We start from the raw sequence: 25288 nt of genomic DNA, 5'->3' as shown, positions 1-25288 counted from the left end.
TTGAGATGTCTGCACACATTATTGACAAGCTTTTGTTCCTGGTCATCATCGTGGCCGCTGCCCGTGTCCTGTGGCGCTTTTATCCCTACCGTCAGGTGGTGGTGGAAGAAGACTCCCGTGAGGTGGTCGCGCCTGAAGTTCAAACTCAACCCGAAGTAGTACAGCAGCAAATGGATGCTGCTCCAGTTTCATCGGAGCGCGAACAAGTAACGGCGTCACCCCTGTTTGTCCGTCATCTGAATGACATGGCAACCCTGATGGTTCGCTATCGGCATCGGAAGCAAGCCTGCACAGCCCACTTGATTGTTTGGTCGGGCTCGAAGCGCAAGGGTTATTCGGATAGCTACTTCGACCTTGGTCTCATCGAGGGACAGGAGCTTACCGAGCAGGTTATCGAGCAATCGCTGGCCTTGGCCAAGCAACAGCTCGTAGATCTGGCTGAAAAGGGCAAGCGGAAGCGTCGTGAATCCAAGAAGCAGAAACAGGAAGCTGCAGCAGTTGCGGAAGTAGTCGTTGCTGAAGCGGCGGTTTCGGAAGTGGTGGTCGCGGAAGTGGCAGAGGCTCCGGCCGATGTTGCCATCGTGGCTGCCACCGAGGTAGTTGAGCAGAAAGCGGAAGTGCCTCCGTTGGTTGTGGAGGACACCCCGCCTGAATCGATCAAGCTCAGGAAGTTCCCGTCGGTGTACCGGGGCATCATCAAGGAAATTGGGATGATGACTCAGAACAAAGATGGGCGTGAGTTCGAGACCTTCGGCGTGCGTTTCGAGACGCAAGAGGGAATCGTCGATGCAGTATTCGGCGTAAATCTCCGGGAGGCCTTGCGTGACGCAAAAGCGGACGTGGGTGACCAAGTGGAAATCCTGAAGATCGGTCGCAAGACCATCACGAAGGGTAAGGCGCCGATGAATCTGTTCAAGATCGCCAAGCTGGAATGCACTGCGTAACACCTTCATTTGGGAGCAAGGACCTTCGGGTCTTTGCTTCCCCTCCCTTTTTGTTCAATAGCGATTCGCAAAAGTCGCCATCGAAGAAAAAGGCATCCCGGTCCATAGCGGACTTCTTGGCTATCGACGTTCAAGCCTTCCCCAGTTTTTTCTCCGTGAGGAGTCAAGCCGCAGCCCTGGTCGGTTATCCAGGTGCTCTCTTACTCACCTTTGCGTGAGTGAAATTGGGGTCGTTGTTTGGCCTCAACAATCTTCAGAAATGCATATCTCGCCTAAGTAGCATCGAGGTAGCAGTTCTGGAAACGCGGTAGCGGCAACATGCTACCTTCATAACTTTACGCCTAATCCGGTTGGTACCTTTTCTATCCGCGCTCATTGAGCCGGCCGGTGCAGAACGTAGAAAAATGGAGATTTTTTCAGCCATGGCTTCAGTCAACAAAGTGATCCTTGTCGGCAATGTTGGTGCCGACCCCGAAACCCGCTACATGCCGAACGGGGATGCAGTGTGCAATCTACGTCTCGCAACCACCGAGTCCTGGAAGGACAAGAACTCCGGTGAAAAACGCGAGCTGACCGAATGGCATCGCATCGTCTGCTATCGCAAGCTGGCAGAAATCACGTCGCAGTATGTGAAGAAGGGCAGTCAGTTGTACCTGGAAGGCCGTATCAAGACACGCAAGTGGCAAGATAAGGACGGACAGGATCGCTACACCACAGAAATCGAAATGACGGAAATGCAGATGTTGGGCAACCGTCGCTCCGGGGACTCTGATGGCAGCGGTGATGATCGCCCGCCTCGTCAGCACAGTGCTGGCGGCGGTGGTAACGGTGAACCGCCGGCGCGTGAGCGTCGACCGGCTCCGGCCTATGACCCGATGGAGGACGACATTCCCTTCTGCCGGGTAGACATGAATGCCGATCCGGCTTTCGTGAAGGCCTCAGCCCGCGTTCGTCGGGTTGCTTAACCAGTTGTACCAACCTTTTGCGGGACCATATCCCGCAAGGGGTGATGGTTCCCGCTCGTTCTATTTTGAGAGGAAATCATCATGTACGGTGCACCTTATCTGGGCTACGGTTGTGAAATCGTCCATTCCTTCAATACCCTGATCGATGCGATCAAGCGTCGCCAAGTGCTTCGCCCGCGGAGCAAGCTCGCCATTAACCTGGCGGGTGGCGACATCGAGGTGAATCTGTTGCCCAACGGTTTCGTTGAGTTGGACGGCAAGGTTCAGCCGGTTGCCGTCGAGAAGGAAATCGAGGACGCCATGCAGCAGTTTGGCGCTGTCCTCAAAGAGGTTCTGGTGTAGAGATGCATCCGAATTTCACCCCGGTGTCGTCGAGCAATATCGACGGCTACCTTTACATGCCAGATCGGAAGATCCTGCTCATCGCTTTCAAAAGTGGTGGGACGTATGCCTACGAAGATGTTGAGCAACCTGTCGCTACTGGGTTCGCGCAAGCATCATCGAAGGGCAAGTTTTTCCGGTCGGACATCAAAGACCGTTACGCCACGTCCAAGCTGGATGACATGGCTGTTGCGAATCTCCTGGGTGGTATGGGTGCTTCGGTACCGCCGCAACCTCGCCGCAAAGCGCCGAGGGTAACGCTTCAATCGTTGTTGTCGCGCTATCCAATGCTCAATGCGGTTTTCTGATGATTCGGCCGGTAAGGATTCCTTCGGGACGCCTTCCGGCCGGCGTCATCTTCAGGGCACTTTCGCATGTGTATTGCATCCGAAAGTGACTTGGCGTATTGTCACTGCATAGTTTTTCTGGAGTGATCCAGAGAGCGGGAGCGCCCGGCATAGCGCGATCTCGATCCAGCCGCTCTGGCTGGGTAACCTGCAGCAGCAGTTCGTTGCAGTCTTTTTCCCCGGATGGGACACAGCTCCCGGATGGGGGACTTGTGCTCCGTTTTGGGTTTCCGGTCCTGTACCGACACCGTGGGGTTCGCTAAGAGCCTTGTTGTGTCCGTTTTCAGGGCTATCAGCCAACCTGTCCGTCCAACCTGGGCGCTGCGCGGGGGCAATCCAAGAAAGGAGTTCATCATGCAAAAGGACCAATCGTCCTTGGCCGGCACCTTGCCGGCAAACCGTCGCACTATCGTTGCGATGCCCGATCCGATACTCGGCAGCCTGCGCTGGCCCAACCGACCGAAGTTACCCGAAGGCAATCCTTGCTGGACGTACATGGTCGAGGGAACGCGCGAGCAATATGCTGTCGCTGTCGGACACGTGGAGAATGGCCGTCCGCATCCGTTTGAAGTATGGGTGTTGGCCAACGAGCAGCCCCGCTGTCTCGGTGCTATGGCAAAGACCCTATCTGCAGACATGCGGACTCAGGATCGCGCCTGGCTCACCAGGAAGCTCGAAGTCCTAGCATCGGTTACTGGCGATCTTGCCATTGATCTACCGCTTGGGACGGAAAGGCTTCTGGCAAGCAGTAATACCGCCGCGGTTGCACGTATCGTGCAATACCGGCTCAACCAGTTGGGCGTTGCTAATCCTGAAGAAGGGGAAGCCACTCCTTTGGTTGACGCCTTGCTGCCGGTTCGCGATGCAGGACACGAAGGAACGCTTTCGTGGACCGCCGACATCAAGAACCCGTCCTCCGGTGATGACTTCACGGTATTTCTACCAGAAGTCCAAACCGAGGATGGCCAGCATCGTCCTGTTGCAGTCCGTCTATCCGGCCGCTACCCACGCGATTTGGATGGATTAGCTGCGATCTTGACGATGGATATGGCAGTCGTCGATGTTGCCTGGATCGGCATGAAACTCCGGAAGCTCCTCGATTACGACGAGCCAATGGGATCCTTCCTTGCCAAAACGCCTGGTACTGGAAAGACCGAGCGGTACTCAAGCATCGTCGCGTACCTGGCTCGCCTGATCCTTCATCGCTATGCCACGCTCGGATTGCTCACAGCATCTGGCTACCCGGTGGTGGAAATGGGGGTGATGGTTTCCGTACCTGGCGACGCATCAAACGTCGTGCCCATTGCAGCTTGAATGCGAAGAGACAGAGCCCCCCCGGGTCTGTCTCTCGCTTCTTTTCGTCTTCTGCCCGATGTGGTTTGCAAGCAGCCCTCATCGGGCAGCAGTTGAAAAGGTTTGTTCCGTGAGGAGCGAAAACGCCGTGTCCGTCGTCTATCGGTCACTTGCTTCGGTCAGTTGTCTTGACCGGAAACACTCGTGTGTATGTTGCACGAGTTTCATTGGGTCCCTCTGGGACTCGAAACTAACCCGTGCGGGTGGTCCTGAAAATACCTCCCGCAAGGGGGGTCGGATCATTACGCACTCAGCTTGGAGAACTACCATGCAAGACGTGCTTAATGAAAAACTGACGCTGGTAAGCATCAACATCAGCACCTTCTCTGGCTACCGCCGTGCCACCCGCGATCACATTGCGGCGCTTGGTGGGAGTTTGCCTGCAAGTGCTGCCATTACGGAAGGGTCGATCAAGGTGTTCCCGTGCGACGGGACCAAATCCTTGCAGACTGTCCGCCGTGGCATCTTCCGCAAGCTGCAGGCCAAGGGCGTTCGTGCTCTGGGCTCGCAAAATGTGTTCGCAGTCTTGACGGACGATCTCCCTGAGATCGAGAAGGAAATTGCTGATGCCGAGGCCGAGTTCAAGGCCGAGGTGGTTGCTCTGGACAGCAATTATGACCAGATGTTCGATAATCACGTCGCAAGCAACACCGCGAATGAGAAATCGAAAGCAGCCAAGCAGGCCGTTGAAAAAATCATCCGTTCGTTGAAGGTTGATCGGGCGACGGCAATCGCCAAGTGTCGCTTCAGCAGTGACGTCTTCAAGATCGCGCCTTTCCTCCGGGAAGGGCAAAGCGAAGAAGAGGGCGTGGAAGGTATCGTTCGCGGCCTCGGCCGGCAACTGTACGAAGAGTTTGCAGCCAACATGGACAAGCTCCTCAAGAACGACGCCTTCGCGAAGAACCAGCGAGTTGGCCAGAAGACCTTGCGGCCCCTGAAGGCGGAGCTCCAGAAGATGAAGAAGTTGTCTTTCCTCGATCCGTCGGTGGAAGGCGCCATCACTCTGGTGTCGGACATTCTGAAGGCCTTGCCGCAGGAAGGCTATATCGAAGGACAGTCGTTCGTAACCCTGGAGAAGCTTGTAGAAGTGATGTCCGATGCGGACACGCTACTCAATGCAGCATCTAAGGTGAAGAACGGTGTGCCGGCATGCGATGTATTGTTCCCGCCGGCGCCTGTTCAAGCAGTAGAAGCAACGGTGGTTGAGGAAGTGGCGCAAGCTGCTGAATCGACCAAAGCAGTACCTGATGCGCCGGCAGCCGTACCGCCGGTTAGCGTCGCCCAGCAGCAAGTTGTGATGTTGCCGCCAATTCCGGCTGCGAGCGTTCCCGCCTTCACCAAGGGTACGGACGCGAGCATGTCGGACAAGCTGGGCCAGCTGGGGATCGCTCCCCTGCCGGCTCCAGTTCGTGCAGCACCGGTGTTGCGGCCGCGTGAAGCCCTGAAAACCAATTCCTTGATGTTCTGAGGAGACGGACATGGCTATGCGCGCTCAATCGCTGGATCGGGCTCTGCCCGCCATCGCAGGCTTCATTGCCGACCGCACGGGCATCCCGATCATTCGGGGTGACCGGGCCATGACCGACAATCAGGCGATTTACCTGCCGAAGCGTCGGTCTGAAATCGATCTTACCGAACGGGATCTGGTGGAGTCCGTGGCCTACCTCTATCACGAGGCTGGCCACATGCTTCATTCAAACTTCTCGTTGGGGGCAACCAACCCTCTTCAGCGCGCCATTACCGGCACGCTGGAAGACATCCGGATCGAACATCTGGTAATTGGGAAGTTTCCCGCAGCGCGACGCTACTTATCGCGCCTGGTAGGAATCGTGGTCGAAGATGGGGTTGATGGTCAGCGCGGATTTCCTGCGCTGGACGGCTCCGAATCGGAAGCATCGATTCTGCAGCGATACATGATGTATCGCTTGCGGCATGAGGTGTTACGACAGGAGCCTATCGCTGAACTATCGGCCGGTGCAATCAAAGTCGCTCAGCAGCGCCTGCCCGCAGGCATGCTGACGCGGCTGGACGCCTTGATGTTCCAGGTGACCGATTGTGCCAATGAGGACGAAGTGTTCGAGCTCGCCGCCGCGATCATCCAGATGATCAAGGAGGAGAAGGAAAAAGAGCAAGAGCAAAAGCGTCAGCAGCAACAGCAACAGCAACAACAGTCCGGCCAGCAAGGCGGACAACAGCAACAGTCGTCTGGTCAACAAGACGGACAAGGCGATGACCAGCAACAAGGTCCATCGTCTGGCGATCCAGCAGAAGGTGACGAGGAAGGAGGGCAGGGCGGCCAACAAGGCCAAGCTGACCAAGACTCCGAGTCGGGTGGCCAGGGTAGTGGGCAGTCCGGATCCTCGAAAGGGGAAGAGGGCGAAGCGTCGTCGCAATCGGCACGCGGAGCTGGTGGTACCGGATCTGGCCCTGACATGGAACAGGCTCTCGAACAGCTACTCAACATGTCCGACCAGGATGTGGAAGAGGATATGGGCGAGATGCTTCAAAACGCCATCAACACCGCGGCAAACGCCGAAGGCTACGATGGTGTCCATGTTCCGATGCCCAATGTCCACAAGGCGCGGCTCGGAGCGGTTCCCGTTGATATGGTGCAGCTCCGTGCCAGCGTCAATGCAACCCGCACCAGGACGTTGCAGTGGATGAGTTCGGTTGCCGAAGGAGAGGTTTCGCATTCCCGATCGGGGATGCAGATTGATTCGTCGCGCATCTGGCAAGGCCGTTTCGGTGGCTCCATCTTTGTCCGCGAGGATGAAGGTATCGACATCAATGCAGCGGTGTCGATTGTCATCGACCGATCTGGTTCCATGAGCCATACGATTGGCCATGCCGCGCAAGCGGCCGTGGCTACGATGCTGGCGTTCGACGTCCCGGGATTGAAGACGCAGGTATCGGTCTTCCCCTGGTACGGAGGAAATCGCGATGAAGGGGTGGCCGTGATCAAGCGTTGGGACGAAAGTCCTAAGCAGCTGGCTGGCCGAGTTGCAAGCCTCTCGACGGATGGCGGCACACCGATGGCGGAAGCCATCTTGTTTGCTGCTTCCGACGTTGTGCGTCGTGAAGAAACGCTGAAAATCGTGATGGTCGTCACCGACGGCGATCCGAATGACCGCGAAGCAACGAAGTACATCATCGATCGCGCTCGAGCTGATGGCATCACTGTTGTCGGGCTCGGCATCGGCGTCGATACATCGCCGGTGTTTGATTCCAGGTACGCCGCGACCATCACAGATATCGGGGAGCTGTCAGCCTCGATGGTGAAGTTGGTCAAGGCAGCTTTTGAAGACAACCGCCGCGTGCACTAGCACCGCTCTTTACATCCCCGACGAAAGTTGGGGGTGCTTTTCACCTGGCCCTCAATGCGCAAGAGGACCAAGTGAAAAGCACCCAGCAAGATTCCCTGAACTACGTACCCCAGTCGCGGTATCGTTGCGTTATTGGAGATCGACATGAACGATTTACATCTGACCACTACCCCAACCGCTGACCCGCGAGTTTTTGATACCTACTGGATGACAGGTCTCATCCAGAAGGGCCGGGTCCGCGTCACCACTCCCCGTCTCGATGACGCCCGTACGGCCGCCGAATTGGCCGCCGCCCAGTACCTGCTGACGGTCAAGAACGTTTGCGGCCACAACAAGGCAGGCGCCGGGCTGCGAATCTACACGAGTTCCGGCACTATCCCTGAACTGATGGCTGGAATATCGCCGAAAAGCTACCTGGTTCCCTACGCCAATTTCCTTCGCACTCGATTCCTTGGTGCTGAAGTCCAGCATTGCGAATCGCCGTACATCTGGGCAGATGAACTTTGCGAGTCCCAAGTGGATTTCCTGGATGTGCCGAAGCCGTCCGTAACCGTTCTTGATGTCTCCGGCGTCGGGCCCGTCGAGCTGACAGCTCACGCGGTCGAGCAGTATGTGGCCAGATTCGATCGCAAACCAGAGAAGGCTTGGCGAGAGCTGGCGAGAATTGCCCGTGACGTGCAACCCGCGGTACTTCTGAATCGCAACGTCATGAATGACATTAAGCATCGTCGGCCCGGGCGCTATGCGCTTGATGAAAAGCGAAGCGTCTTGCTGGTTATCGCGGAGCCCGACCGGATTGGTCGTCTGCCTCGTTTGGTCACGGTTGTTCATCCGGAATCAAACGCTCGAGTTGTCGCTACAAACGCACTGGCAGCAGCTGGTGCCTAAACTGGATTTTGTCCAGTCAAGCCGTGCGGCCCCGCTCCCGCACGGCTCATTCTTCTGGCTGAGCCACAATCTGTGGCAGGGGTCGCTGAATCGTGCAACAAAACGTCTGCATATCACATATACTGCATGTTTGCCGAATCTGCCCTGTAATCACTGAACATAGGGACCCACTATGAGCCAGCGTTTTTTATCCTCCCTGAATATCAAGACACTACTGTCGGTGGTTGTGCCGGCGCTACTGATCGCCTCGTTGAGCGTTTATGTGCTTGGGTTTCGTCCGAAGCCAAATGAAGAAGCCCGGGTGCTACTGGGAAAGCCGCTCGCTGCTTACGAGCAGTTCTATCCTATTCGCGCTAATGAAACAGGAGCGCTCGTCCTCGACAAGGATCTATTCGAGAAGGCCGTCGATTATTTCACGGCCAATCCCTCTCCTCGAGCGATCGCGGATCTCATCTACCTTGGCAACTCGAACCACGTGACGTTGGTGCTCAGTGAGTCAGCCAGGGCCAAGTACGTCAGCCTCAGCAACTTGCCAGATTACGCTGCAGTGGCAGAAGCGGACGCCCAGAAAGATAAGCTTCTCCAGACCTACAAGGACATCGTGAATGGAATCGGACAGACGTTCTCCGGAACGCCGATCGAAATCGTTCTCCATGACACCCGCAATCCGCTTATTTCCATTGTTGCCGTTCAAAACCCAATTTCCGGGCGGCGACTCGGTGACCCCAACACCAACTTCGGGATTCAGTTGATCAAGAACTACAGCCAAACCGAACGGGGCGCGGGCCAGTCCTTTGTCAGCTATGGCTTGACGTTGAAAGACGGAAGACAGGTCAAGTCGACGACCATTCCTCTTTTCAACAACACATATGGACTCATTGGTTTCATCTGCCTCAACATCGACATCTCGAAGATGGATGGAAAAGACCCTGCGGCCATCGCTAAATTCATCGAGGCCTTCCGGTCTGTCACCGAGAACGAGGCAATTTCCGAAATGATTCAGAACAGCAAGAAGCGAAATTAAGGACTTCCCCGCGTAGTACATTTTTTGGGCTTTGTGCAATCTGAGGTTGGAATCTTGAATCTACGCCAAACGTGATAACCATCCGTTTTGTGCAAAACATGGTTGAAAGTTCCCGCCGGTCTGGTATTCTGTTTTGTGCAAAACTTGGTTGGAGAACCACATGGCAGAACAGACAGGCTCGGGCGCATCGCTGGCGGATTTCATCTGGAAAAACGCCGAAGACCTATGGGGTGATTTCAAGCACACGGATTTCGGCAAGATCATTCTGCCGTTCACCCTGCTGCGTCGATTGGAATGTGTTCTGGAGCCAACTCGGAAGGACGTTCGTGAAACGCATGCCGCATTCAAGGATGCCGGGATCGATATTGACCTAGTGCTTCGCCAGGCAACCCGCTACCCGTTCTACAACACCTCCGAATACGCCTTGGGCAATCTGGGCAGCGCCAAGACCCGCCAGAACCTCCAAGACTATATCGCCCACTTCTCGGACAACGCTCGCATCATATTCGAGCAGTTCGATTTCACGAACACCGTCATTCGTCTCGATAAGGCTGGCGTTCTCTTCAAGATTTGCAAGAACTTCGCTGGTGTCGACCTGCATCCGGAAACTGTGCCGGATCGCGTAATGAGTAACCTCTATGAGCACTTGATTCGCCGATTTGGCGCCGAGGTGAATGAAGGGGCAGAAGACTTCATGACGCCCCGCGACGTGGTGCATCTAGCCACGGCCCTGCTGCTCGACCCAGACGATGCTTTGTTCGAGTCAAACCCCGGTCTTATCCGTACCCTGTATGACCCGACGTGTGGCACGGGTGGTTTCCTGACCGACGCCATGAACCACGTTGCCGAGTACGGTAATCGCTTCAAAGTGCCGCCTGTCCTTGTTCCGCATGGACAGGAGCTTGAGCCGGAAACCCATGCTGTCTGCCTGACCAGCATGTTGCTGCGGACCCTGGAGTCCGATCCGGGGCGCGATCTGTCGAAGAACATCCGTCTGGGCAGCACGCTCTCCAATGACCAGTTCGCCAACGAGCGCTTCCATTACTGCCTCTCAAATCCTCCCTTCGGCAAGAAGTGGGAGAAGGATTCGGACGCCGTAAATACCGAGCACAAGGAAAAGAAGTACGACGGTCGTTTTGGGCCCGGTCTGCCGCGCATCAACGATGGCTCGATGCTGTTCCTCATGCACTTGGCCAGTAAGCTGGAATTGCCTGAGAACGGCGGCGGTCGTGCGGCCATCGTGTTATCAGGGTCGCCGTTGTTCAACGGCGGGGCTGGTTCAGGGGAATCGGAGATCCGCCGCTGGCTGCTGGAAAACGATCTGGTTGAAGCCATCGTGGCGCTGCCCACGGAAATCTTCTTCCGCACAGGCATCGGCACCTATCTCTGGATTTTGTCGAACAAGAAGGATGGGCGCAGGGAGAAGCGCGTCCAGCTCATCAACGCCACAGGCTTTTGGTCGTCGATCAATAACGAAGGCAACAAACGCCGGATCGTGGATGACGACCAGCGCCGACAAATTGTCGACATCTATGCCGCCGCCGAAAACAGCGATGTTTCTCGGATGATCGACTACCGCACCTTTGGCTATCGCCGCATCAAGGTATTGCGCCCGTTGCGCATGTCGTTGGTGATCAACGACGAGGGGTTGGCCAAGCTCCAAGAAGAAAAGGCATGGCAGAAGCTGTCGCCGGAGCATCAGCAAATTTGGCTGGATGCATTGCGGCGGCACATGGGTGCTACGCATCTCTTTGGCTGGACCGAAACCTTTGCCGATGAAACGGTGCGTTCGGCGCTGGCTGCTGGCAAGGTCATCAAGGCGGGCAAGACCTTCATCAAGGCATTGACCAATGCCTTCGGTGTCCGCGATCCGCTGGGCGAACCTGTGCTGGATGCGGATGGTGCAGTTGTCGCCGATCCTGAATTGACCGACTACGAGAACGTGCCGCTGACCGAAGACATCCGCGACTACCTGGCCCGCGAAGTCCTCCCACATTTGCCGGACGCCTACATTGACGAAACCTTCCGCGACGACAAGGACAAGGAAATTGGACGTGTTGGCTACGAGATCAACTTCAACCGTTTCTTCTACCAGTACGTCCCGCCGCGCAAGCTGCATGACATCGATGCGGAGTTGAAGCAGGTTGAATCGGAAATCGCGGCGCTGTTGGCTGAGGTGGCCACAGAATGAAAAACCACAAGCAAGAACGCTTTGGCCGGATGCAGCGCCAATATCACCAACAGCACCAGTGGCGACTGGGTAAGGATGGTTTATACATCCCGCACTCCTACACCGAAACAACGCCAGATAGCCTATCTTGGTGGGACGACGTTGGCTTCATCCTGAATGGACGACGGGTAATCGTTTGGTGGCAACACCCACGCCATATTTACAGCACTGCCATTGAAGAACAATCCTGGGATCGGGCTGGACCCGACCCACAGGATGATTGGCTCTTCGAGGGTGCGACAACCAATTACAAGCAAGTGGGCAAGTCGCGGAAAAAGATCGTCAGCTACACCTCCCGGCAGCCATCGGCAGAGCAGGACGCTTATTACGAACATTTGCGTACCGTTCGTCAGAGCATGGAGGCCGAAGGGATCGACCTCGATGTTTCCACTTCATGGAAACGGGAACGGCTGAACTGGGCCACGGGCGTTAGCCTGGTTGTTCCACTGGAAGTCAGAAATGAAACTGAACTAGCACAACTGGCGTCCATGGCGCGGCGACTGTTGCTCGGGCAAACGACCTTGCAAAACGAGTTTCCTGATTATCGGTATGGCAGGGCGGATTGGCTTCGTGAGCAGGAACCCAGCAAATGACGGACATCACAATTCAGACGGATTCACTGCTGGCAGAAATCCGTGCGTTGATCGAGGATACGCGGCGTCATGTCGCACAGACAGCGAACAGTGCGCTCACGCTTCTTCACTGGCGACTCGGAGAACGTATTTCGCGTGAAGTCCTGCAAGGACAACGCGCCAGCTATGGAGAAGAGATTTTGCCAACACTGTCGGCAAAATTGGTTCCTGAATACGGCAAGGGATTCAGCGCACGCAATCTTGCCAGAATGATTCGGTTCGCAGAGGCATTCCCCGATCCGCAGATTGTGGCATCGCTTGCTCAGGAATTGGGCTGGAGCCATTTTGTTGAGATTCTGCCGCTCAAGCAACCGCTTGAACGCGAGTTTTACGCTGAAATGTGCCGGGTTGAACGTTGGAGTGTTCGCACCCTGCGAGAGCGCATTGGTAGCCAACTCTATTTGCGAACAGCGATTGCCAAAAAGCCGGAAGCAGTCGTACAGGCGCAACTCGGACAACTCCGTTCCGATGGGCGAATGACACCGGACATGGTGTTTCGAGACCCATACATGCTGGACTTTCTTGGACTGCCGGAAGGCTATAGCGAACGCGACGTGGAAGCTGCGATCTTGCGAGAAATGGAAAGCGTGCTTCTTGAATTGGGGAGCGGGTTCTGCTTTGTTGCTCGCCAGAAGCGCATGACCGTCGGCAAGGACGATTTCTACCTCGATCTCCTTTTCTATCATCGCCACCTGCGCCGCCTGGTGGCCGTCGAACTCAAGCTGGAATCCTTCCAGCCAAGCCACAAGGGGCAGATGGAGCTATACCTGCGCTGGCTGGACAAACATGAACGGGCTGTGGGTGAAGAGCCGCCTATCGGCCTGATCCTCTGCGCAAGTGCCGATGCTGAGCAAGTTGAACTTCTTCAACTGGATGAGGCATCCATCCGTGTTGCGGAATACTTGGTTGAGTTGCCGCCAATTGCCGTGCTGCGCGAGCGCCTGCATCGCGCAAGCGAACATGCCCGTGAGCGTGCCGTGCTGGCCGCGCCGGAAGAGGGTCAGGCATGAATACCGCGCATCCAATTGATCCGGCTGTCCGATGTGACATCGAGGCTCGCCTGACAACCATTGAGGCAGAGCATAACGTTCGAGTGCTCTACGCTTGCGAATCTGGCAGCCGGGGCTGGGGCTTCGCATCCCCTGACAGTGACTACGATGTTCGTTTCATCTACGTTCATCCGCTGCCCTGGTATCTCCGTGTCAGCCCTCAGCGAGACGTAATTGAGGTGCCGATCTCGGGCGATCTCGACATCAACGGATGGGAGTTGCGCAAGGCGCTTGGCCTGCTGAAAAAGGGCAACGCCACCCTGATTGAATGGCTGGATTCCCCTGTGGTGTATCGGGCCGATCCGGATTTCCTGAACGCCATGCGTGATGCCGCCCGGCAAACACACCAGGCAGAACGCACGTTCCATCACTACGTTCACATGGCACGCCGGAATTACCGTGAATACCTGCTGGGCGAAACGGTACGCCTGAAAAAATACCTGTACGTGCTGCGCCCCTTGCTGGCAACGCTGTGGATTGAGCAAGGGCGCGGCGTGGCTCCAATGCCGTTTCAGGAATTGGTGGATGCCATCGTCACTGATTCCGATTTGCTGGGAGCGATTGATCAGTTGCTAGCCATCAAGCGTGCAGTAGGGGAAGGGGAACATGGATCGCATTTTCCGATCATCAATGCCTTCATTGATGCCGAACTTTCGCGGCTGGAAACCGTCCTGCCGCCCGTGTTGCGCGACACCGATTACTCAATTTTGGATCGTTTGCTGATGGATACCGTGCTGGCGGGGGAGACCAAGAAATGAGCCACTACAAGCCTTACCCGGCCTATCGGGATTCCGGCGTGAAATGGATTGGGCAGGTGCCGGAACATTGGGAAATCGCTCGAATTAAGCGCCACGCATCAATCAGAACTGAACGACGTAGCGATGTGCCTGCCAATGCTACTTATGTTGGGCTTGAAGACGTTGAGGCCGAATCCGGCCAATACAAGCCAACAAGCGGTAATTCTCGGCAAACCGAGGATTCAACGGTCGGCATTTTTTATGAGCAGGACGTTCTGTACGGCAAGTTGCGTCCCTATCTGCGAAAAGCCATCGTTGCTGAGATGGATGGTGCATGCTCAACTGAATTTCTGGTTCTGAAAACGGGAAATACACTTCCGCGCTGGCTTCAACAGTGGCTGCTGACCCCTGATGTGACACAACAAATTGAGGCCGGATGCGAGGGTGCCAAGATGCCAAGGGCCGACTGGGAGCATGTTGGTTCTATTGAGATGCCAACCCCTTCCCATGAAGAGCAAATTCAGGTCATTTCCGCCGTCGACCGCGAAACCGCCCGCATCGACGTCCTGATCACCAAGAAAACCCGCTTCATTGAACTCCTGAAGGAAAAGCGGCAGGCGCTCATCACGCATGCGGTCACAAAGGGACTTGATCCCAACGTGAAGATGAGGGATTCGGGCATTGACTGGATTGGAGAGGTGCCGGAGCAATGGAATGTCGTCCAAGTGCGCCATGTTGCAACGCTTGGTTCCGGCCACACCCCAAGCAGGTCTCGCCCTGACTGGTGGGAGGATTGTTATATCCCTTGGTTCACTCTTGCGGATATTTGGCAGGTACGCCGCGAAGGTAGGCGTTTCGTAACCGAGACAGAAGAAAAGGTCAGCGATCTGGGGGTCGCCAATTCATCAGCAGTTGTGCATCCAGCGGGGTCTGTGATGCTTTCGCGCACCGCATCAGTGGGATTCCCTGCAATCATGGGTTGTGACATGGCTACATCGCAGGATTTTGCTGTCTGGCGATGCGGTTCCAGGGTTGTTAATGAATACCTGTACCTCGTTCTTCTGGGGATGAAACAGGAATTATCACGTTTAATGATTGGATCAACCCACAAGACCATTTACATGCCTGATATTGAGGCATTCAGGATGCCGCTACCTTCTGAAGAGCAACAAAAACTGATCGTCCAATATGTCGGCGATGAGCTTCAGCGGTTCGATACGTTAGTCGCTAAAACCCAGCGCAGCATCGATCTCCTCAGAGAACGCCGCGCCGCCTTCATTACCGCTGCCGTCACCGGCCAAATCGACCTTCGGGAGTCCGCATGAGCGACACCGCACACCAAGAAAAACACTTCGAGAGCTACATCGTTTCCAAGCTGGAGGCACAGGGCTGGAAGGTTGGCGAAACCACGAAGTACGACACCGAACGGGCGTTGTATGCCGACGACCTCATTGCTTGGCTGGAAGCATCCGGTCAAGGCGAGAAGTGGGCCAAGCTCAAGAAGGACAACGGCGACCGTGCTCTCGAAATCCTAATGGATCGGCTGGCCAAGGCGCTGGAAACGCATGGCACGGTTCAGGTGCTGCGCCAGGGCTTCTCCATCGCCGGGTGTGGGCATATCGATCTCTCGGAAGCAGCCCCGGAAGACAAGCGTAACGCTGATGTGTTGAAGCGCTACGCCGCCAATATCCTGCGCGTGGTGCCGCAGCTTCAATACCATCCATCACGCAAGCTGGCGATTGATCTGGTGCTGTTCATCAACGGTATCCCAGTGGCGACCGTCGAACTCAAAACCGACTTCACCCAGTCGGCGGATGCGGCCATGGATCAGTACCGTACTGACCGCTTGCCCTACGATCCCAAGACCAAGCGCCGCGAGCCGCTGCTGACCTTCAAGCGGGGTGCTGTCGTCCATTTCGCCATGTCGGATTCAGAAATCCAGATGGCGACGAAGCTCGATGGCGACAACACCTTCTTCCTGCCATTCAACAAGGGCAATGATGGCCATGCAGGCAATCCGGAAGGCGAGTTGAAGGCCGATGGCACCCGCGAATACCCGGTAGCCTACTTCTGGGAGGCTGTTTGCCAACCGGATGCCTGGCTGCGCGTGTTCCACAGCTTCGTCTATGTCGAGAAGAAGGATGTGGTCGACCTGAAGGGCAATTGGTCGAAAAAGGAAACGCTGATCTTCCCGCGTTTCCATCAATGGTCAGCGGTCAATGAAATGATCGCCGATGCCAAACAGAACGGCCCCGGCATGGTCTATTTGGCCGACCACAGCGCCGGTTCCGGCAAGACCAGCACGATTTCCTGGACGGCCCATGACCTCGTGAAGTTGCGCAGTGACAACGGCGATTCGATCTTCAGCAGCGTCATCATCGTCACCGACCGCAACGTGCTGGATGGACAACTCCAGGATGCCGTGAAGCAAATCGACCATCAGTTTGGTGTGATTGCCGCCATCGACCGCCAGAAGTCATCGAAGTCGAAGAGTCAGCAACTGGCCGATGCGCTACTGGCGGAAACGCCGATCATCGTCGTGACCATCCAGACCTTCCCGTATGCGATGGAAGCCATCGTGACGGACAAGGCGCTCAAGGGAAAGAACTTCGCAGTCATCATCGACGAGGCGCACAACTCCCAGACCGGCACCACGGCAGCCAAGCTCCAGACGGCGCTGGCGATGAGCGGCCAGGGCAAGATGGCTTCGCTGACCGTCGAAGAATTACTGGAGCAGCTTCAGAAGTCGCGGGCACGTCCGGATAACATCAGCTACTTCGCCTTTACTGGTACGCCCAAACACTCCACATTGATGCTGTTTGGCCGCGTTCCAGATCCATCGCGGAAGCCATCCAAGGACAATCTGCCCGAAGCCTTCCACAAGTACAAAATGCGCCAGGCCATCGAAGAAGGATTCATCCTGGATGTGCTGAAGGGCTATGTGCCGTACAAAACCGCGTTCAACCTTGCTAAGCAGATAGAGGACAACAAGCGGGTGAGCGGCAAGGCTGCAAAACGTGCCTTGGCTCAATGGATGTCGCTGCACCCAACCAACGTTACGCAGAAGGTGCAGTTCATCATCGAGCACTTCAGTAAGAACGTGGCACACCGTCTGGATGGCAAGGCGAAAGCAATGGTCGTGACCAGCTCCCGTGCTGCAGCGATCCGCTACAAGAAGGCATTTGACCGATATATTGCCCAGCACGCTGAGTATGGACACATCCATTCACTGATCGCCTTCTCGGGCAAGGTAACGGGCAAACAGGTGATGCAGGGGGACGACGAGCAATTCAAGGATGATGTCTTCATCGTCGATGAGAACGAGGAATTCACCGAGGAAAGCATGAACCCGGAGGTAAAGGGTCAGGATTTGCGCCTTGCCTTTGATCGCCCGGAGTATCGCGTCATGCTGGTGGCCGACAAGTTCCAGACTGGCTTTGACCAGCCAAAGTTGGTGGCCATGTATGTCGACAAGAAGATCGCCAACGATGTCGAAATCGTTCAGACCTTCTCCCGTCTCAACCGGATGGCGCCGGGCAAGGATGAAGTCTTCATCATCGACTTTGTGAACGATCCGGAGAACGTTCGCCGGGCCTTTGCCATGTACGACAACGGGGCCCAAATCGAGGATGCTCAAGACCCTAACGTGATCTACGAGATTCAGGAGCAACTTGACGGCCAGGGCTTGTATGACGCAACTGATCTGGAAGCCTTCAAGGAAGCACGGTTCAAGACCATCCGCGACATCACGCATGCTCAGGAGCCGCAGCACAAGGCGCTCTATACCGCGACCGATGGCCCCAAGCGCCTGTTCGAGCAACGACTGAAGATGTTGCGCGAAGCCATTGCGACTTGGGAGGCGGCATTTGACAAGGCGCACAGCCAAGGCGATCAGGCAGGCATGAAGTCGGCTGACCATCACCGGCAGGAGCATGCGGAGCAAATCAAAACGCTGATGTCCTTTAAGGCTGGCCTTGGCCGTTTCTGCCGCACTTATGCCTATGTCGCCCAGTTGATCGACTTTTGCGATCCTGAACTGGAAAACTTCGCTGCCTTCGCCAAGTTGCTGCAAAAGCGTTTGGCCGGCGAAACGCCCGAGCGTGTGGATTTGAAGGGGTTGGTACTGACTGGTTTTGATATCAAAGGCAAAGAGGATGCCCACCGCGAAGACGATAAAACGCCTGTGCTCAAGCCCATCGGGCCGGGAGGAGGCGGTGGCGCAGGCGACACGCCGCATTTCCTTACTGAAATCATCGACAAGCTCAATCACTTGTTTGGAGAGGCGACCCCGCTTCGGGATCAAGCAGCCTTCGTGAATCAGATTGCTTCAATCGCTCGTGAGAACGATGTGGTTATGGCCCAGGTTGAAAGCAATACGCGAGATCAGGCGATGAAGGGCAATCTACCCGGTGCTGTCCAGCAAGGCGTGGTTCGCGCCCTGACCAGTCACCAGAAGCTCGCTACGCTGGTATTGAAGTCCGACCGCCAAGCAATGGCGGCACTGACCGATGTGATTTACGAACTGATCAGCCAGCAGCGGAACATTGACCTGGATAGCACCAGTGATTGACCTCTTGAACCTCCCAGGCGTCAAGCCGGTGGACTACTTCTCACAGAAACACGGGCTCACCGTCGTTGCTGAAGCGCTCGATGGTGATTTGCCTTCATGCCCCGATTGCACCAAAGCCATGTACCGGCACGGCAAACGATCCAATATCTTTGCCGATACGCCGATGCAGATGCAGCCGGTGCGCCTGGAAATCTTCAGGCCACGCTTCCGATGCGATAGCTGCGGCAAGATGTTCTCTCCTGAATTGACGTTTCTGGATGAGAAGCGTCGGGCAACCAAACGACTGGTCGATGCCATCCGTGAACGTTGTTTGGGCATGACGTTTCACGCGCTTGCCGAGCAGACTGGGCTGGCCGTCAACACCATCAAGAATATCGCTCACGATCTGATTGAGGAGCTAGATCGAACGGTGCATTACGAAACCCCGGTCATCATGGGGATCGACGAGGTGAGCATCGTCGGGAAGTACCGGTGCGTCATCACGAACCTGGCCACGAACAACGTCTATCAGATGTTGGAGCTACGCACGCAGGATCACCTGAAGCCATTCTTCAAGAACCTGCCCGACCGGGAACGGGTGGAATGGGTCTGCACGGATATGTGGCGACCGTTCAAGCGATCATTCGCGCAGTACCTTCCCAATGCCCGCCTGGTCATCGACAAGTTCCATGTCGTAAAGATGGCATCTGAGGCTCTTGATGAAGAACGTAAGAAGTACCAGGCGACGCTGAGCAAGGAAGAGCGCGTGCATGTGAAGAAGTCGATTCGCTGGCTTACGCTAAAGCGCCCTGGCTCTTTGAATGCAGCGGAACTGAAAGCGCTGGCTGCGGTGCGGGAAACCATTCCTGAATTGGGCAAAGCCTATGACTTCAAGGAAGCCTTCTTCCGCATCTACGACGACCCAGACAAGGCATCAGCCCAACATGCTTTCGAGGCTTGGGAAAACACGCTACCTGAAGGCGAACTGGCGATGTTCCACTCGCTTGCAAAAACGGTGCGCAACCACTACGAAGACATCTTTGCCTACTGGGATTCTCCTGGTCGAATCACCAATGCCTATACCGAGTGTCTGAATGGCCTGATCAAGCTGTCGAACAGACTGGGGCGTGGGTATAGCTACGAGATCATCCGCGCCAAAACGCTCTACGCAAAACATGCCCGAAAAGTGGGCAGCGGCGTGCGGCTATCCAAGCCTTCCGAATCGCTGATTCCAACCAAGAGCACTACCGAGACGGTTGAATACGGGCCGCACATTCCAACCTTGGTTGAGCTTGCTGAATCAGGCGTTCTGGACTGAGAAATCAGGACTTTCCAACCTCAGAATGCATATAGCCATTTTTTGAAAGGTAGCAAATGAGCATCGAGACACTGAGATTCGAATTGAAGCGGCCGCTGCTGGTAATGAAGGGCTCAAATGGATTCCTTGCCTGCGGCTATATCAATTCGGAGACCTGCAACAAGACTGAAGAGGCCTGTGCAATCGTATCTGGCGTTAATAACTTCGAGGATATGAAGAAAGCCTTGATTGTTGCCGTCTCCAAGGCTGCAGAAGCCATGGGCATCAAGGTGGGTGACACCGGTGAATCGGCCCTTGCCAAGTTTCAGTAAGCAGTAACCGCGTGCAGGGAGCGCATCATGGATGAAAGCGTCGTCTTCCTAACGATTTGCGCTTTCCTGCTGGTTGTCTTCATCGCCAGCCTGGCGCTGGCCCTCCGGGGCAGCTCCCCGGCCAAATATTTTTTGTGGACATGGGCCGCGTTCCTGGTTGTCACGCTCCCATTCACGACCAAGGCTAATATCATCTCCAGCCTTCCTGCGGGGCTGATGCTGGTCTTTTTCCTGTACGTGCTCATTCTGGGGAAGATGCACAGCAACGTGCAGCTCGAAGTCTCGCACGAGGAGACTAGGCGTGTTCTCGCGGAATCAAATCGCCGCATCGACGAAGAGCGTCGAACAATTTCGCGGCGCCTCCATGACGATGTAAATCCCAATTTGGTTCTATGCAAAAACGAACTGAAGCGACTGGAGCCCTACGTAAAGGACGATCCTAAAGCCAGCAAAATTCTCAATTCCGTCCAAGAGCTATTGGCGGATGCTTATTCCCAAACGCGCGACATCATCAAGAACACACGGATCGAAGTGATCGATTCAATTGGCTTTACAGCGGCGATCGAGTCCTTGATATCTCACTACACAAACTTCTTTGACAAGCCAGAGATTGTTTTAGAGCACAATCTGCCGAAGCGACCGGAGCTCGAGGAGGAGGTGGCTGTCACTGCGTACAAAATCATCCGTGAATCCATCTACAACGCGATTAAGCATTCCAACGCCAAGCAGATCTCGGTGTCGCTGAAGCTTAATGAACGAATGCACCTCATCGACGTCGTGGTGATGGACGATGGGGTAGGGGTGAAGCCAAGAGCCAAGACGCCTTCAGAGATTACCGCCGGCATCGGTCTAATCGACATGCGTGAGCGAGCACGAGTGATTGGCGGCAATCTCAAGGTTCAGTCCGCGTTTCCGGGAAATGCAAAACGCCCGGGAACGCGAGTCAGCTTTTCGTTTTCAACTCGGTCGTAGTAAGCCCGAATCGAATCGCGAGTTTGGTGAAATCAGCCGGCGTCTCGATTTCGAGCTTGGACTTGATGCTCTTCAGCAGGTGGCCAACTGTTTTTGTCGAAAGATCCATTGACTCAGCGACGTCGGCAAGTGAAGCACCATCTGCGGTCAGCAAGAACGCACGAAGTTCCTTTTCGTCGAGAAGTTTGCTGGGATTCCGGTCCTTGACCGAAGAGCGAGCGAGGAGCTGCGCGACCTGGGGTGAAAAGAACTCCCTGCCTTCAGCTACGGTACGGATAGCTTGATCAAGGACATCGGTACACTCATCCTTCAGGACGAAGGCGAGGACGCCGATCTTGTACGCCTTCTCGATGATGTACTGGTCGTCGAATTGAGAGAAGACAATGATTTTGGCGTCAGGGTGCGTAGCCAGAAGTTCCTCGCACACATCCAGTCCCGTCTCAGAAACGCTCTTGCTATCAAACCGGACATCAATGACTAGCACATCCGGTTGTACCTCAAGGTAGCGGGTAATTAACCCATCGAGGCTGTAAGCTACCTCCACGACGTCAATGTCGTAGTCCTTGAGGGCGTGGCGGAAACCTTCCACCAAGAGGCGGTGATCGTCCGCCAGAAATACTCGAATCGGCACTGTATTCTACCTTTGCGCACCTAAGCCCGGATACTAGGTTAGAGCAAAAAGGCGCGCATTATATATGGCTTTAGTTATATAGAAGGCTTTGGGGTGGAGTCAGAGCACCACCAGTCAAGGCCAATAAAAATTCGTTTTTTGCGACCGAAATTCTACCTAAAACAGAAATTGGAGTCAGGTGATTGGTAAGTTCAACCCGCTGAAGACACCGCGGTGGCACGGCGGTCGACCTCTCCAATTTCACCGGATTTTCTCATACAGTCGTCAATACTTCCATAAGACGGAAAAAAAAGCTCCGTTATGAAGAAAAAAATCATTGACAAAACATGGCACACTTTCCCATAATCCGCATCACATTGAGATGACGTTGGGCTTGGCAATACGGGATTTCACCTAATTTGCGGCCCTGAACTACGGCAAAAGGGGGTTGCAAATGGAAGATCTGCATGCTTTGAACAAGCGCATCCTGACGCAAATGGGATCGGCAAACGTAAACTTGCTCTCAACGCTGAATCTTCTCGCCGTCTGTCTTGGGAAGCTGAAGCCTTCCGCTAATGAGCTCTCGACGGCTGCTGCGATAGTTGCTGCGTCCCATCACGAAAATTCCTTGGATGTCACCTCCATCAACAAGGAATACCTGATGTTCGCTCGGCAGACTGCCCGCGACATCCTGAACGGTTACTTCGATGGCCTGATCATCCTGAGTGTCGACCTGGCCCAAGCGCGAGTCCTGGCGCGGCTCACCAACCAACAAATCACCGACATCTCACGTCGCTGGCTGGGAACGGTATTTGACGTTTCTGGTGCCGCCACTCGTAATGTTGGCCCTCTGCATGCGAAAGCTGTTCCTCATTATTCCGCCGCCATGCTAGCCGCGGCTGCGTAAGGAGATCGACATGCACCCCGGCACCCCTATTCCTGAATCAGCTCAGTTCGATGACCCAATTTGGATGAGCAGATTCCTTGACCTGGCGAACACTATGGTCTTGATGGGAGGTAAGCCGAAGTTGATCGCAAGGTACACCGGTCTATCATCGAAGGCCATCGCCGATCGATATAAGCGTCTGACGGGGCAGGAAGCGCCGGCCGGAAGACTCCAGCAGACCCAACCGAAGCATTACGCGATACCGCACAATCGGGGCGGCCTCGATTGGAATCTTCAAGCGGCAGCTTTTGCCAGCATCTACCTCAAGATCGAAGCCGCTTTAGATGAGCCCGCAAACCGCGGCTGGTTGCTTACCACAGCATTCCAAGCCTACTACCGTCTCACCGACCCCCTCCAGCAAGCCCTCCCCAAGTTGTCCAGGATTACCCTGAATAACGCCTACGATCTGATGACCCACCTTGGCTATGGTTATGGACGAAAGTCCGCACCTTTGGCTTTGAAGGACTGCGGCGATTGTGGTGCAAGCTATTTGGTTATCACTGAAGCGGAACTGGACAACCAGTCATGTCCAATGTGCGCCATACAAAAGCGGTTTGCGAAGTTGGTTGAGAATTCCGAGCGCATTTCGGCATCCCGCCACGCCTGCGCAAGCTGATTTTTCCACGGCACCATCCATTCCTACGTCTAGCCCCGCATTTTCGGCGGCATTTCCCTGCTGCGTCTTTCTGGGCCGCTCCGGATAATTCCGGGCATGCTCACCTTCATCCGCCGCCTGCTGAATCGCGCACCAGCCCCGCCATCTGCTCCGCTGTTGGTCCCGCCGCAGCCCCAGTCCCGTGGATTGGGGCTGGATGTCTATCCGGGTGAAGAAGACCCGGGCGACTATGCGATAACGCGCTATCCCCCATTCGACAAAGGCATCCCAGTCATTTCTGTTGAGAAAATCCTGCAATCTCAACAAGAACTGCTGGATCGCATCTTCCGTACTGCCGGTGTTTCGCGCGCGGACTTCGATCGCCTCTATATGCCGGCCGTCCGAAACCTGGCGGGGCACGTCCATCTGCTTCCGGCGACGAGCACCACCTATTTCCGAGGAACCGGTGGGCTTTTCCGGATGAGTCTCGAAATTGCGCTGAATTCGCTCCAATCTGCCAATGCAGCAGTCTTTCCCGCCGGGGGAGGCGTAGAGCGACGCTTCTTCATGCAACCGAAATGGACATTGGCGACGTTCCTGGCCGGTCTGTGCAGCCAGAACTATCGCACGGTCAATTCGATGGCGGTCATGACCAGGGACAGTCAACAGTGGACCCCGCTCCTCCAATCCCTTTTCCAGTGGTGCATGAACTCGAAGGCAGATGTCTATTTTGTCCGATGGATGGAAGATATGCATGTCCATGGGGCCCAGGCGTCAGCAGCATACTCAATCTCGCAAGTGGTTCCCCATGACGTCCTGCAGTATCTCGCCAGTGACAACAATCAAGTCGTGCCGGCGATGACTGCGGCGATCGCCGGTGTCGAGACCAACATGTCCGAGAACCCGATCGGTCGTTTGGTTGCTCCTGTTATCACCCGGGTGATCGAAGATGACTTGAAACGATCCGCCACGAACTATGGGCACCTGGTAATCGGTGCGCACCTCGAGATGCATCTGGTCGACGCGATGCGTCGTTTGGTTCGTGGCGGGAAGTGGATCGCGAACAATGTCTCATCAGGCGGCCGTCTTTGGGTTGGGAGGGAAGGCGTATTCATTGACTGGCCTGTTGCTGCCGCTGACATAGCGAATCTGTTGGCTCGTGACTCGTTTGCCGGCATTCCGAAGGACCCGGATACCCTGGCAGACCTTCTGGTATCCGCGAATCTGCTCCAGATCAACGGACGAGGTGCCCGTTACTGGACAATTGCATTGCCTGGCACATTCGAGGCGAAAGAGGGCATGGTAAAGCTGCGGGAGGGAGAGGTCATATTCCCCCAGGGCTTTGACTTTGAGCCTTATCAGAATGTCCAGCTGACACTTACTTCGGCCTCGGCGGCCCAGCAAACAGCTCCGTCGGCAAGTAGTGCAAAGCAAGGCCCGAAGACCGACGCTCAGGCCCCGAACCAGCCCTCAGAGGCGGTAAAGGATGCGCCCGCTAGACCAGCAAAGCAAAAGCCGCGGCCGGCTCCGAAGCAAGAACTAGAGGCGCCTCCGCTCGAGGAGATCCCGCCCTACGTGCAAGAAAATGAACCTCCTCCTGAAGGAAGCCTGGAACCGCCACCGGCGCCGCTAGCAGGGAAAGATCGTAAGCGAAATAAGCCCAAGCCTGAAGAAGGGGGAGGCCAGAACGGTGGCGCCGAGGAAGATTCTCGATCGGACGATCCGCGCCCACCCGCACAGGAAAGCGACAGCGGTGCTTCGCTTGGAGCTGATGTGAGCCCGACGGCGGCAAAGTTACTCGGATCTCTGAAGCGGACAAATGCATGGCTGCTCAACGAGGTTATGCAGTCCTACCGCAATGACGCCATGACCGGCGTGGTCGCCGCGCTGCCTTACGGCTTTGGTATCAGCCACGAGGAACTAAACCGGCATGGAATTCCGGTGATGGAACTGCTCGAAGAGCTCGGCCTGAAGGCGTGGCTTTGGCAGGACAAGACCCGAGCAAGTCGCCGAATTCATCCAGTCGAGATCGACGGAAAGACGCACCGCATGGTAATCCTGAAGCCAGATATCGCTTCTGGCCTCGGATTCGATATGACCCACAAGGAATAACC

Annotated in this window: 22 protein-coding genes; 21 read left to right on the top strand and 1 reads right to left on the bottom strand. The window is 55.5% G+C overall.

The features are described 5' to 3' along the window. The first annotated feature begins 5 nt into the window (after window positions 1-5). The 18 genes from AZSP09_RS19375 (at window position 6) to AZSP09_RS19285 (ending at window position 21023) form a co-directional block, all read left to right on the top strand. The gene (locus AZSP09_RS19375; protein ID WP_152091262.1) at window positions 6-944 is read left to right on the top strand and encodes a hypothetical protein; all 939 of its coding nucleotides are present in this window, start codon (window positions 6-8) and stop codon (window positions 942-944) included. 422 nt (window positions 945-1366) lie between these two features. Then, the gene (ssb, locus tag AZSP09_RS19370; protein ID WP_152091261.1) at window positions 1367-1909 is read left to right on the top strand and encodes a single-stranded DNA-binding protein; all 543 of its coding nucleotides are present in this window, start codon (window positions 1367-1369) and stop codon (window positions 1907-1909) included. Window positions 1910-1990: 81 nt separating this feature from the next. Then, window positions 1991-2251, top strand: a complete 261-nt coding sequence (locus AZSP09_RS19365) for a hypothetical protein (RefSeq protein WP_152091260.1) — start codon at window positions 1991-1993, stop codon at window positions 2249-2251. A 2-nt stretch (window positions 2252-2253) separates the two neighbouring features. Continuing rightward, the gene (locus AZSP09_RS19360) at window positions 2254-2598 is read left to right on the top strand and encodes a KTSC domain-containing protein (RefSeq protein WP_152091259.1); all 345 of its coding nucleotides are present in this window, start codon (window positions 2254-2256) and stop codon (window positions 2596-2598) included. 393 nt (window positions 2599-2991) lie between these two features. Beyond that, a complete protein-coding gene (locus AZSP09_RS19355) occupies window positions 2992-3951 on the top strand; it encodes a hypothetical protein (RefSeq protein ID WP_152091258.1) in 960 nt (319 codons plus the stop codon). Between the two features lie 307 nt (window positions 3952-4258). Further along, entirely contained in the window at window positions 4259-5458 is a 1200-nt protein-coding gene (locus AZSP09_RS19350; RefSeq protein WP_172974851.1) for a DUF3150 domain-containing protein, read from the top strand. A gap of 10 nt (window positions 5459-5468) precedes the next feature. After that, window positions 5469-7313 (top strand): VWA domain-containing protein, encoded by a 1845-nt coding sequence (locus AZSP09_RS20070; RefSeq protein WP_172974850.1) that lies wholly within the window; start codon window positions 5469-5471, stop codon window positions 7311-7313. 144 nt (window positions 7314-7457) lie between these two features. Continuing rightward, on the top strand, window positions 7458-8201 hold the full coding sequence (locus AZSP09_RS19335) for a hypothetical protein (RefSeq protein WP_152091254.1): 744 nt from the start codon (window positions 7458-7460) through the stop codon (window positions 8199-8201). Window positions 8202-8373: 172 nt separating this feature from the next. Next, on the top strand, window positions 8374-9225 hold the full coding sequence (locus AZSP09_RS19330) for a PAS domain-containing protein (RefSeq protein ID WP_152091253.1): 852 nt from the start codon (window positions 8374-8376) through the stop codon (window positions 9223-9225). A 160-nt stretch (window positions 9226-9385) separates the two neighbouring features. After that, entirely contained in the window at window positions 9386-11416 is a 2031-nt protein-coding gene (locus AZSP09_RS19325; protein WP_152091252.1) for a type I restriction-modification system subunit M, read from the top strand. Next, a complete protein-coding gene (locus AZSP09_RS19320; protein ID WP_152091251.1) occupies window positions 11413-12048 on the top strand; it encodes a hypothetical protein in 636 nt (211 codons plus the stop codon). The genes AZSP09_RS19325 and AZSP09_RS19320 overlap by 4 nt, the downstream gene beginning before the upstream one ends. Next, window positions 12045-13097, top strand: a complete 1053-nt coding sequence (locus AZSP09_RS19315; protein ID WP_152091250.1) for a PDDEXK nuclease domain-containing protein — start codon at window positions 12045-12047, stop codon at window positions 13095-13097. Before AZSP09_RS19320 ends, AZSP09_RS19315 begins: the two co-directional genes overlap by 4 nt. Next, the gene (locus tag AZSP09_RS19310) at window positions 13094-13894 is read left to right on the top strand and encodes a nucleotidyltransferase domain-containing protein (protein ID WP_152091249.1); all 801 of its coding nucleotides are present in this window, start codon (window positions 13094-13096) and stop codon (window positions 13892-13894) included. Before AZSP09_RS19315 ends, AZSP09_RS19310 begins: the two co-directional genes overlap by 4 nt. Continuing rightward, window positions 13891-15198, top strand: a complete 1308-nt coding sequence (locus AZSP09_RS19305; protein WP_152091248.1) for a restriction endonuclease subunit S — start codon at window positions 13891-13893, stop codon at window positions 15196-15198. The genes AZSP09_RS19310 and AZSP09_RS19305 overlap by 4 nt, the downstream gene beginning before the upstream one ends. Next, complete coding sequence (locus AZSP09_RS19300) at window positions 15195-18443, top strand: type I restriction endonuclease subunit R (protein WP_152091247.1); 3249 nt, start codon at window positions 15195-15197, stop codon at window positions 18441-18443. The genes AZSP09_RS19305 and AZSP09_RS19300 overlap by 4 nt, the downstream gene beginning before the upstream one ends. After that, on the top strand, window positions 18436-19740 hold the full coding sequence (locus AZSP09_RS19295; protein ID WP_152091246.1) for an ISL3 family transposase: 1305 nt from the start codon (window positions 18436-18438) through the stop codon (window positions 19738-19740). Before AZSP09_RS19300 ends, AZSP09_RS19295 begins: the two co-directional genes overlap by 8 nt. A 56-nt stretch (window positions 19741-19796) precedes the next feature. Next, on the top strand, window positions 19797-20051 hold the full coding sequence (locus AZSP09_RS19290) for a YunC family protein (RefSeq protein WP_152091245.1): 255 nt from the start codon (window positions 19797-19799) through the stop codon (window positions 20049-20051). Between the two features lie 27 nt (window positions 20052-20078). Then, a complete protein-coding gene (locus AZSP09_RS19285) occupies window positions 20079-21023 on the top strand; it encodes a sensor histidine kinase (RefSeq protein ID WP_152091244.1) in 945 nt (314 codons plus the stop codon). On the opposite strand, the gene AZSP09_RS19280 is transcribed toward AZSP09_RS19285, so the two are convergent. Then, on the bottom strand, window positions 20995-21654 hold the full coding sequence (locus AZSP09_RS19280) for a response regulator (RefSeq protein WP_152091243.1): 660 nt from the start codon (window positions 21652-21654) through the stop codon (window positions 20995-20997). The two genes, AZSP09_RS19285 and AZSP09_RS19280, sit on opposite strands and share 29 nt — an antisense overlap. 433 nt (window positions 21655-22087) lie before the next feature. On the opposite strand from AZSP09_RS19280, the gene AZSP09_RS19275 reads away from it, so the two are divergent. The 3 genes from AZSP09_RS19275 (at window position 22088) to mobH (ending at window position 25286) form a co-directional block, all read left to right on the top strand. After that, on the top strand, window positions 22088-22540 hold the full coding sequence (locus AZSP09_RS19275) for a hypothetical protein (RefSeq protein ID WP_152091242.1): 453 nt from the start codon (window positions 22088-22090) through the stop codon (window positions 22538-22540). Between the two features lie 10 nt (window positions 22541-22550). Next, window positions 22551-23195, top strand: a complete 645-nt coding sequence (locus tag AZSP09_RS19270) for a FlhC family transcriptional regulator (RefSeq protein WP_152091241.1) — start codon at window positions 22551-22553, stop codon at window positions 23193-23195. A gap of 96 nt (window positions 23196-23291) precedes the next feature. Further along, a complete protein-coding gene (mobH, locus tag AZSP09_RS19265) occupies window positions 23292-25286 on the top strand; it encodes a MobH family relaxase (protein WP_152091240.1) in 1995 nt (664 codons plus the stop codon). The last annotated feature ends 2 nt before the right edge of the window (window positions 25287-25288 follow it).

Source organism: Azospira sp. I09 (genome assembly GCF_009177135.1).
Lineage (GTDB): Bacteria > Pseudomonadota > Gammaproteobacteria > Burkholderiales > Rhodocyclaceae > Azospira > Azospira oryzae.
The sequence above is the reverse complement of the archived record's forward strand: the minus strand, read 5'-3'. Positions and strand labels throughout refer to the sequence as shown.

Coding starts and splice junctions, on each gene's coding strand:
- AZSP09_RS19290 (WP_152091245.1), top strand. CDS start 19,797: ATGAGCATCGAGACACTGAGATTCGAATTGAAGCGGCCGCTGCTGGTA.
- AZSP09_RS19300 (WP_152091247.1), top strand. CDS start 15,195: ATGAGCGACACCGCACACCAAGAAAAACACTTCGAGAGCTACATCGTT.
- AZSP09_RS19355 (WP_152091258.1), top strand. CDS start 2,992: ATGCAAAAGGACCAATCGTCCTTGGCCGGCACCTTGCCGGCAAACCGT.
- AZSP09_RS19375 (WP_152091262.1), top strand. CDS start 6: ATGTCTGCACACATTATTGACAAGCTTTTGTTCCTGGTCATCATCGTG.
- AZSP09_RS19305 (WP_152091248.1), top strand. CDS start 13,891: ATGAGCCACTACAAGCCTTACCCGGCCTATCGGGATTCCGGCGTGAAA.
- AZSP09_RS19335 (WP_152091254.1), top strand. CDS start 7,458: ATGAACGATTTACATCTGACCACTACCCCAACCGCTGACCCGCGAGTT.
- AZSP09_RS19275 (WP_152091242.1), top strand. CDS start 22,088: ATGGAAGATCTGCATGCTTTGAACAAGCGCATCCTGACGCAAATGGGA.
- AZSP09_RS19320 (WP_152091251.1), top strand. CDS start 11,413: ATGAAAAACCACAAGCAAGAACGCTTTGGCCGGATGCAGCGCCAATAT.
- AZSP09_RS19365 (WP_152091260.1), top strand. CDS start 1,991: ATGTACGGTGCACCTTATCTGGGCTACGGTTGTGAAATCGTCCATTCC.
- AZSP09_RS19310 (WP_152091249.1), top strand. CDS start 13,094: ATGAATACCGCGCATCCAATTGATCCGGCTGTCCGATGTGACATCGAG.
- AZSP09_RS19285 (WP_152091244.1), top strand. CDS start 20,079: ATGGATGAAAGCGTCGTCTTCCTAACGATTTGCGCTTTCCTGCTGGTT.
- AZSP09_RS19360 (WP_152091259.1), top strand. CDS start 2,254: ATGCATCCGAATTTCACCCCGGTGTCGTCGAGCAATATCGACGGCTAC.
- AZSP09_RS20070 (WP_172974850.1), top strand. CDS start 5,469: ATGGCTATGCGCGCTCAATCGCTGGATCGGGCTCTGCCCGCCATCGCA.
- AZSP09_RS19315 (WP_152091250.1), top strand. CDS start 12,045: ATGACGGACATCACAATTCAGACGGATTCACTGCTGGCAGAAATCCGT.
- AZSP09_RS19270 (WP_152091241.1), top strand. CDS start 22,551: ATGCACCCCGGCACCCCTATTCCTGAATCAGCTCAGTTCGATGACCCA.
- mobH (WP_152091240.1), top strand. CDS start 23,292: ATGCTCACCTTCATCCGCCGCCTGCTGAATCGCGCACCAGCCCCGCCA.
- AZSP09_RS19325 (WP_152091252.1), top strand. CDS start 9,386: ATGGCAGAACAGACAGGCTCGGGCGCATCGCTGGCGGATTTCATCTGG.
- AZSP09_RS19350 (WP_172974851.1), top strand. CDS start 4,259: ATGCAAGACGTGCTTAATGAAAAACTGACGCTGGTAAGCATCAACATC.
- ssb (WP_152091261.1), top strand. CDS start 1,367: ATGGCTTCAGTCAACAAAGTGATCCTTGTCGGCAATGTTGGTGCCGAC.
- AZSP09_RS19330 (WP_152091253.1), top strand. CDS start 8,374: ATGAGCCAGCGTTTTTTATCCTCCCTGAATATCAAGACACTACTGTCG.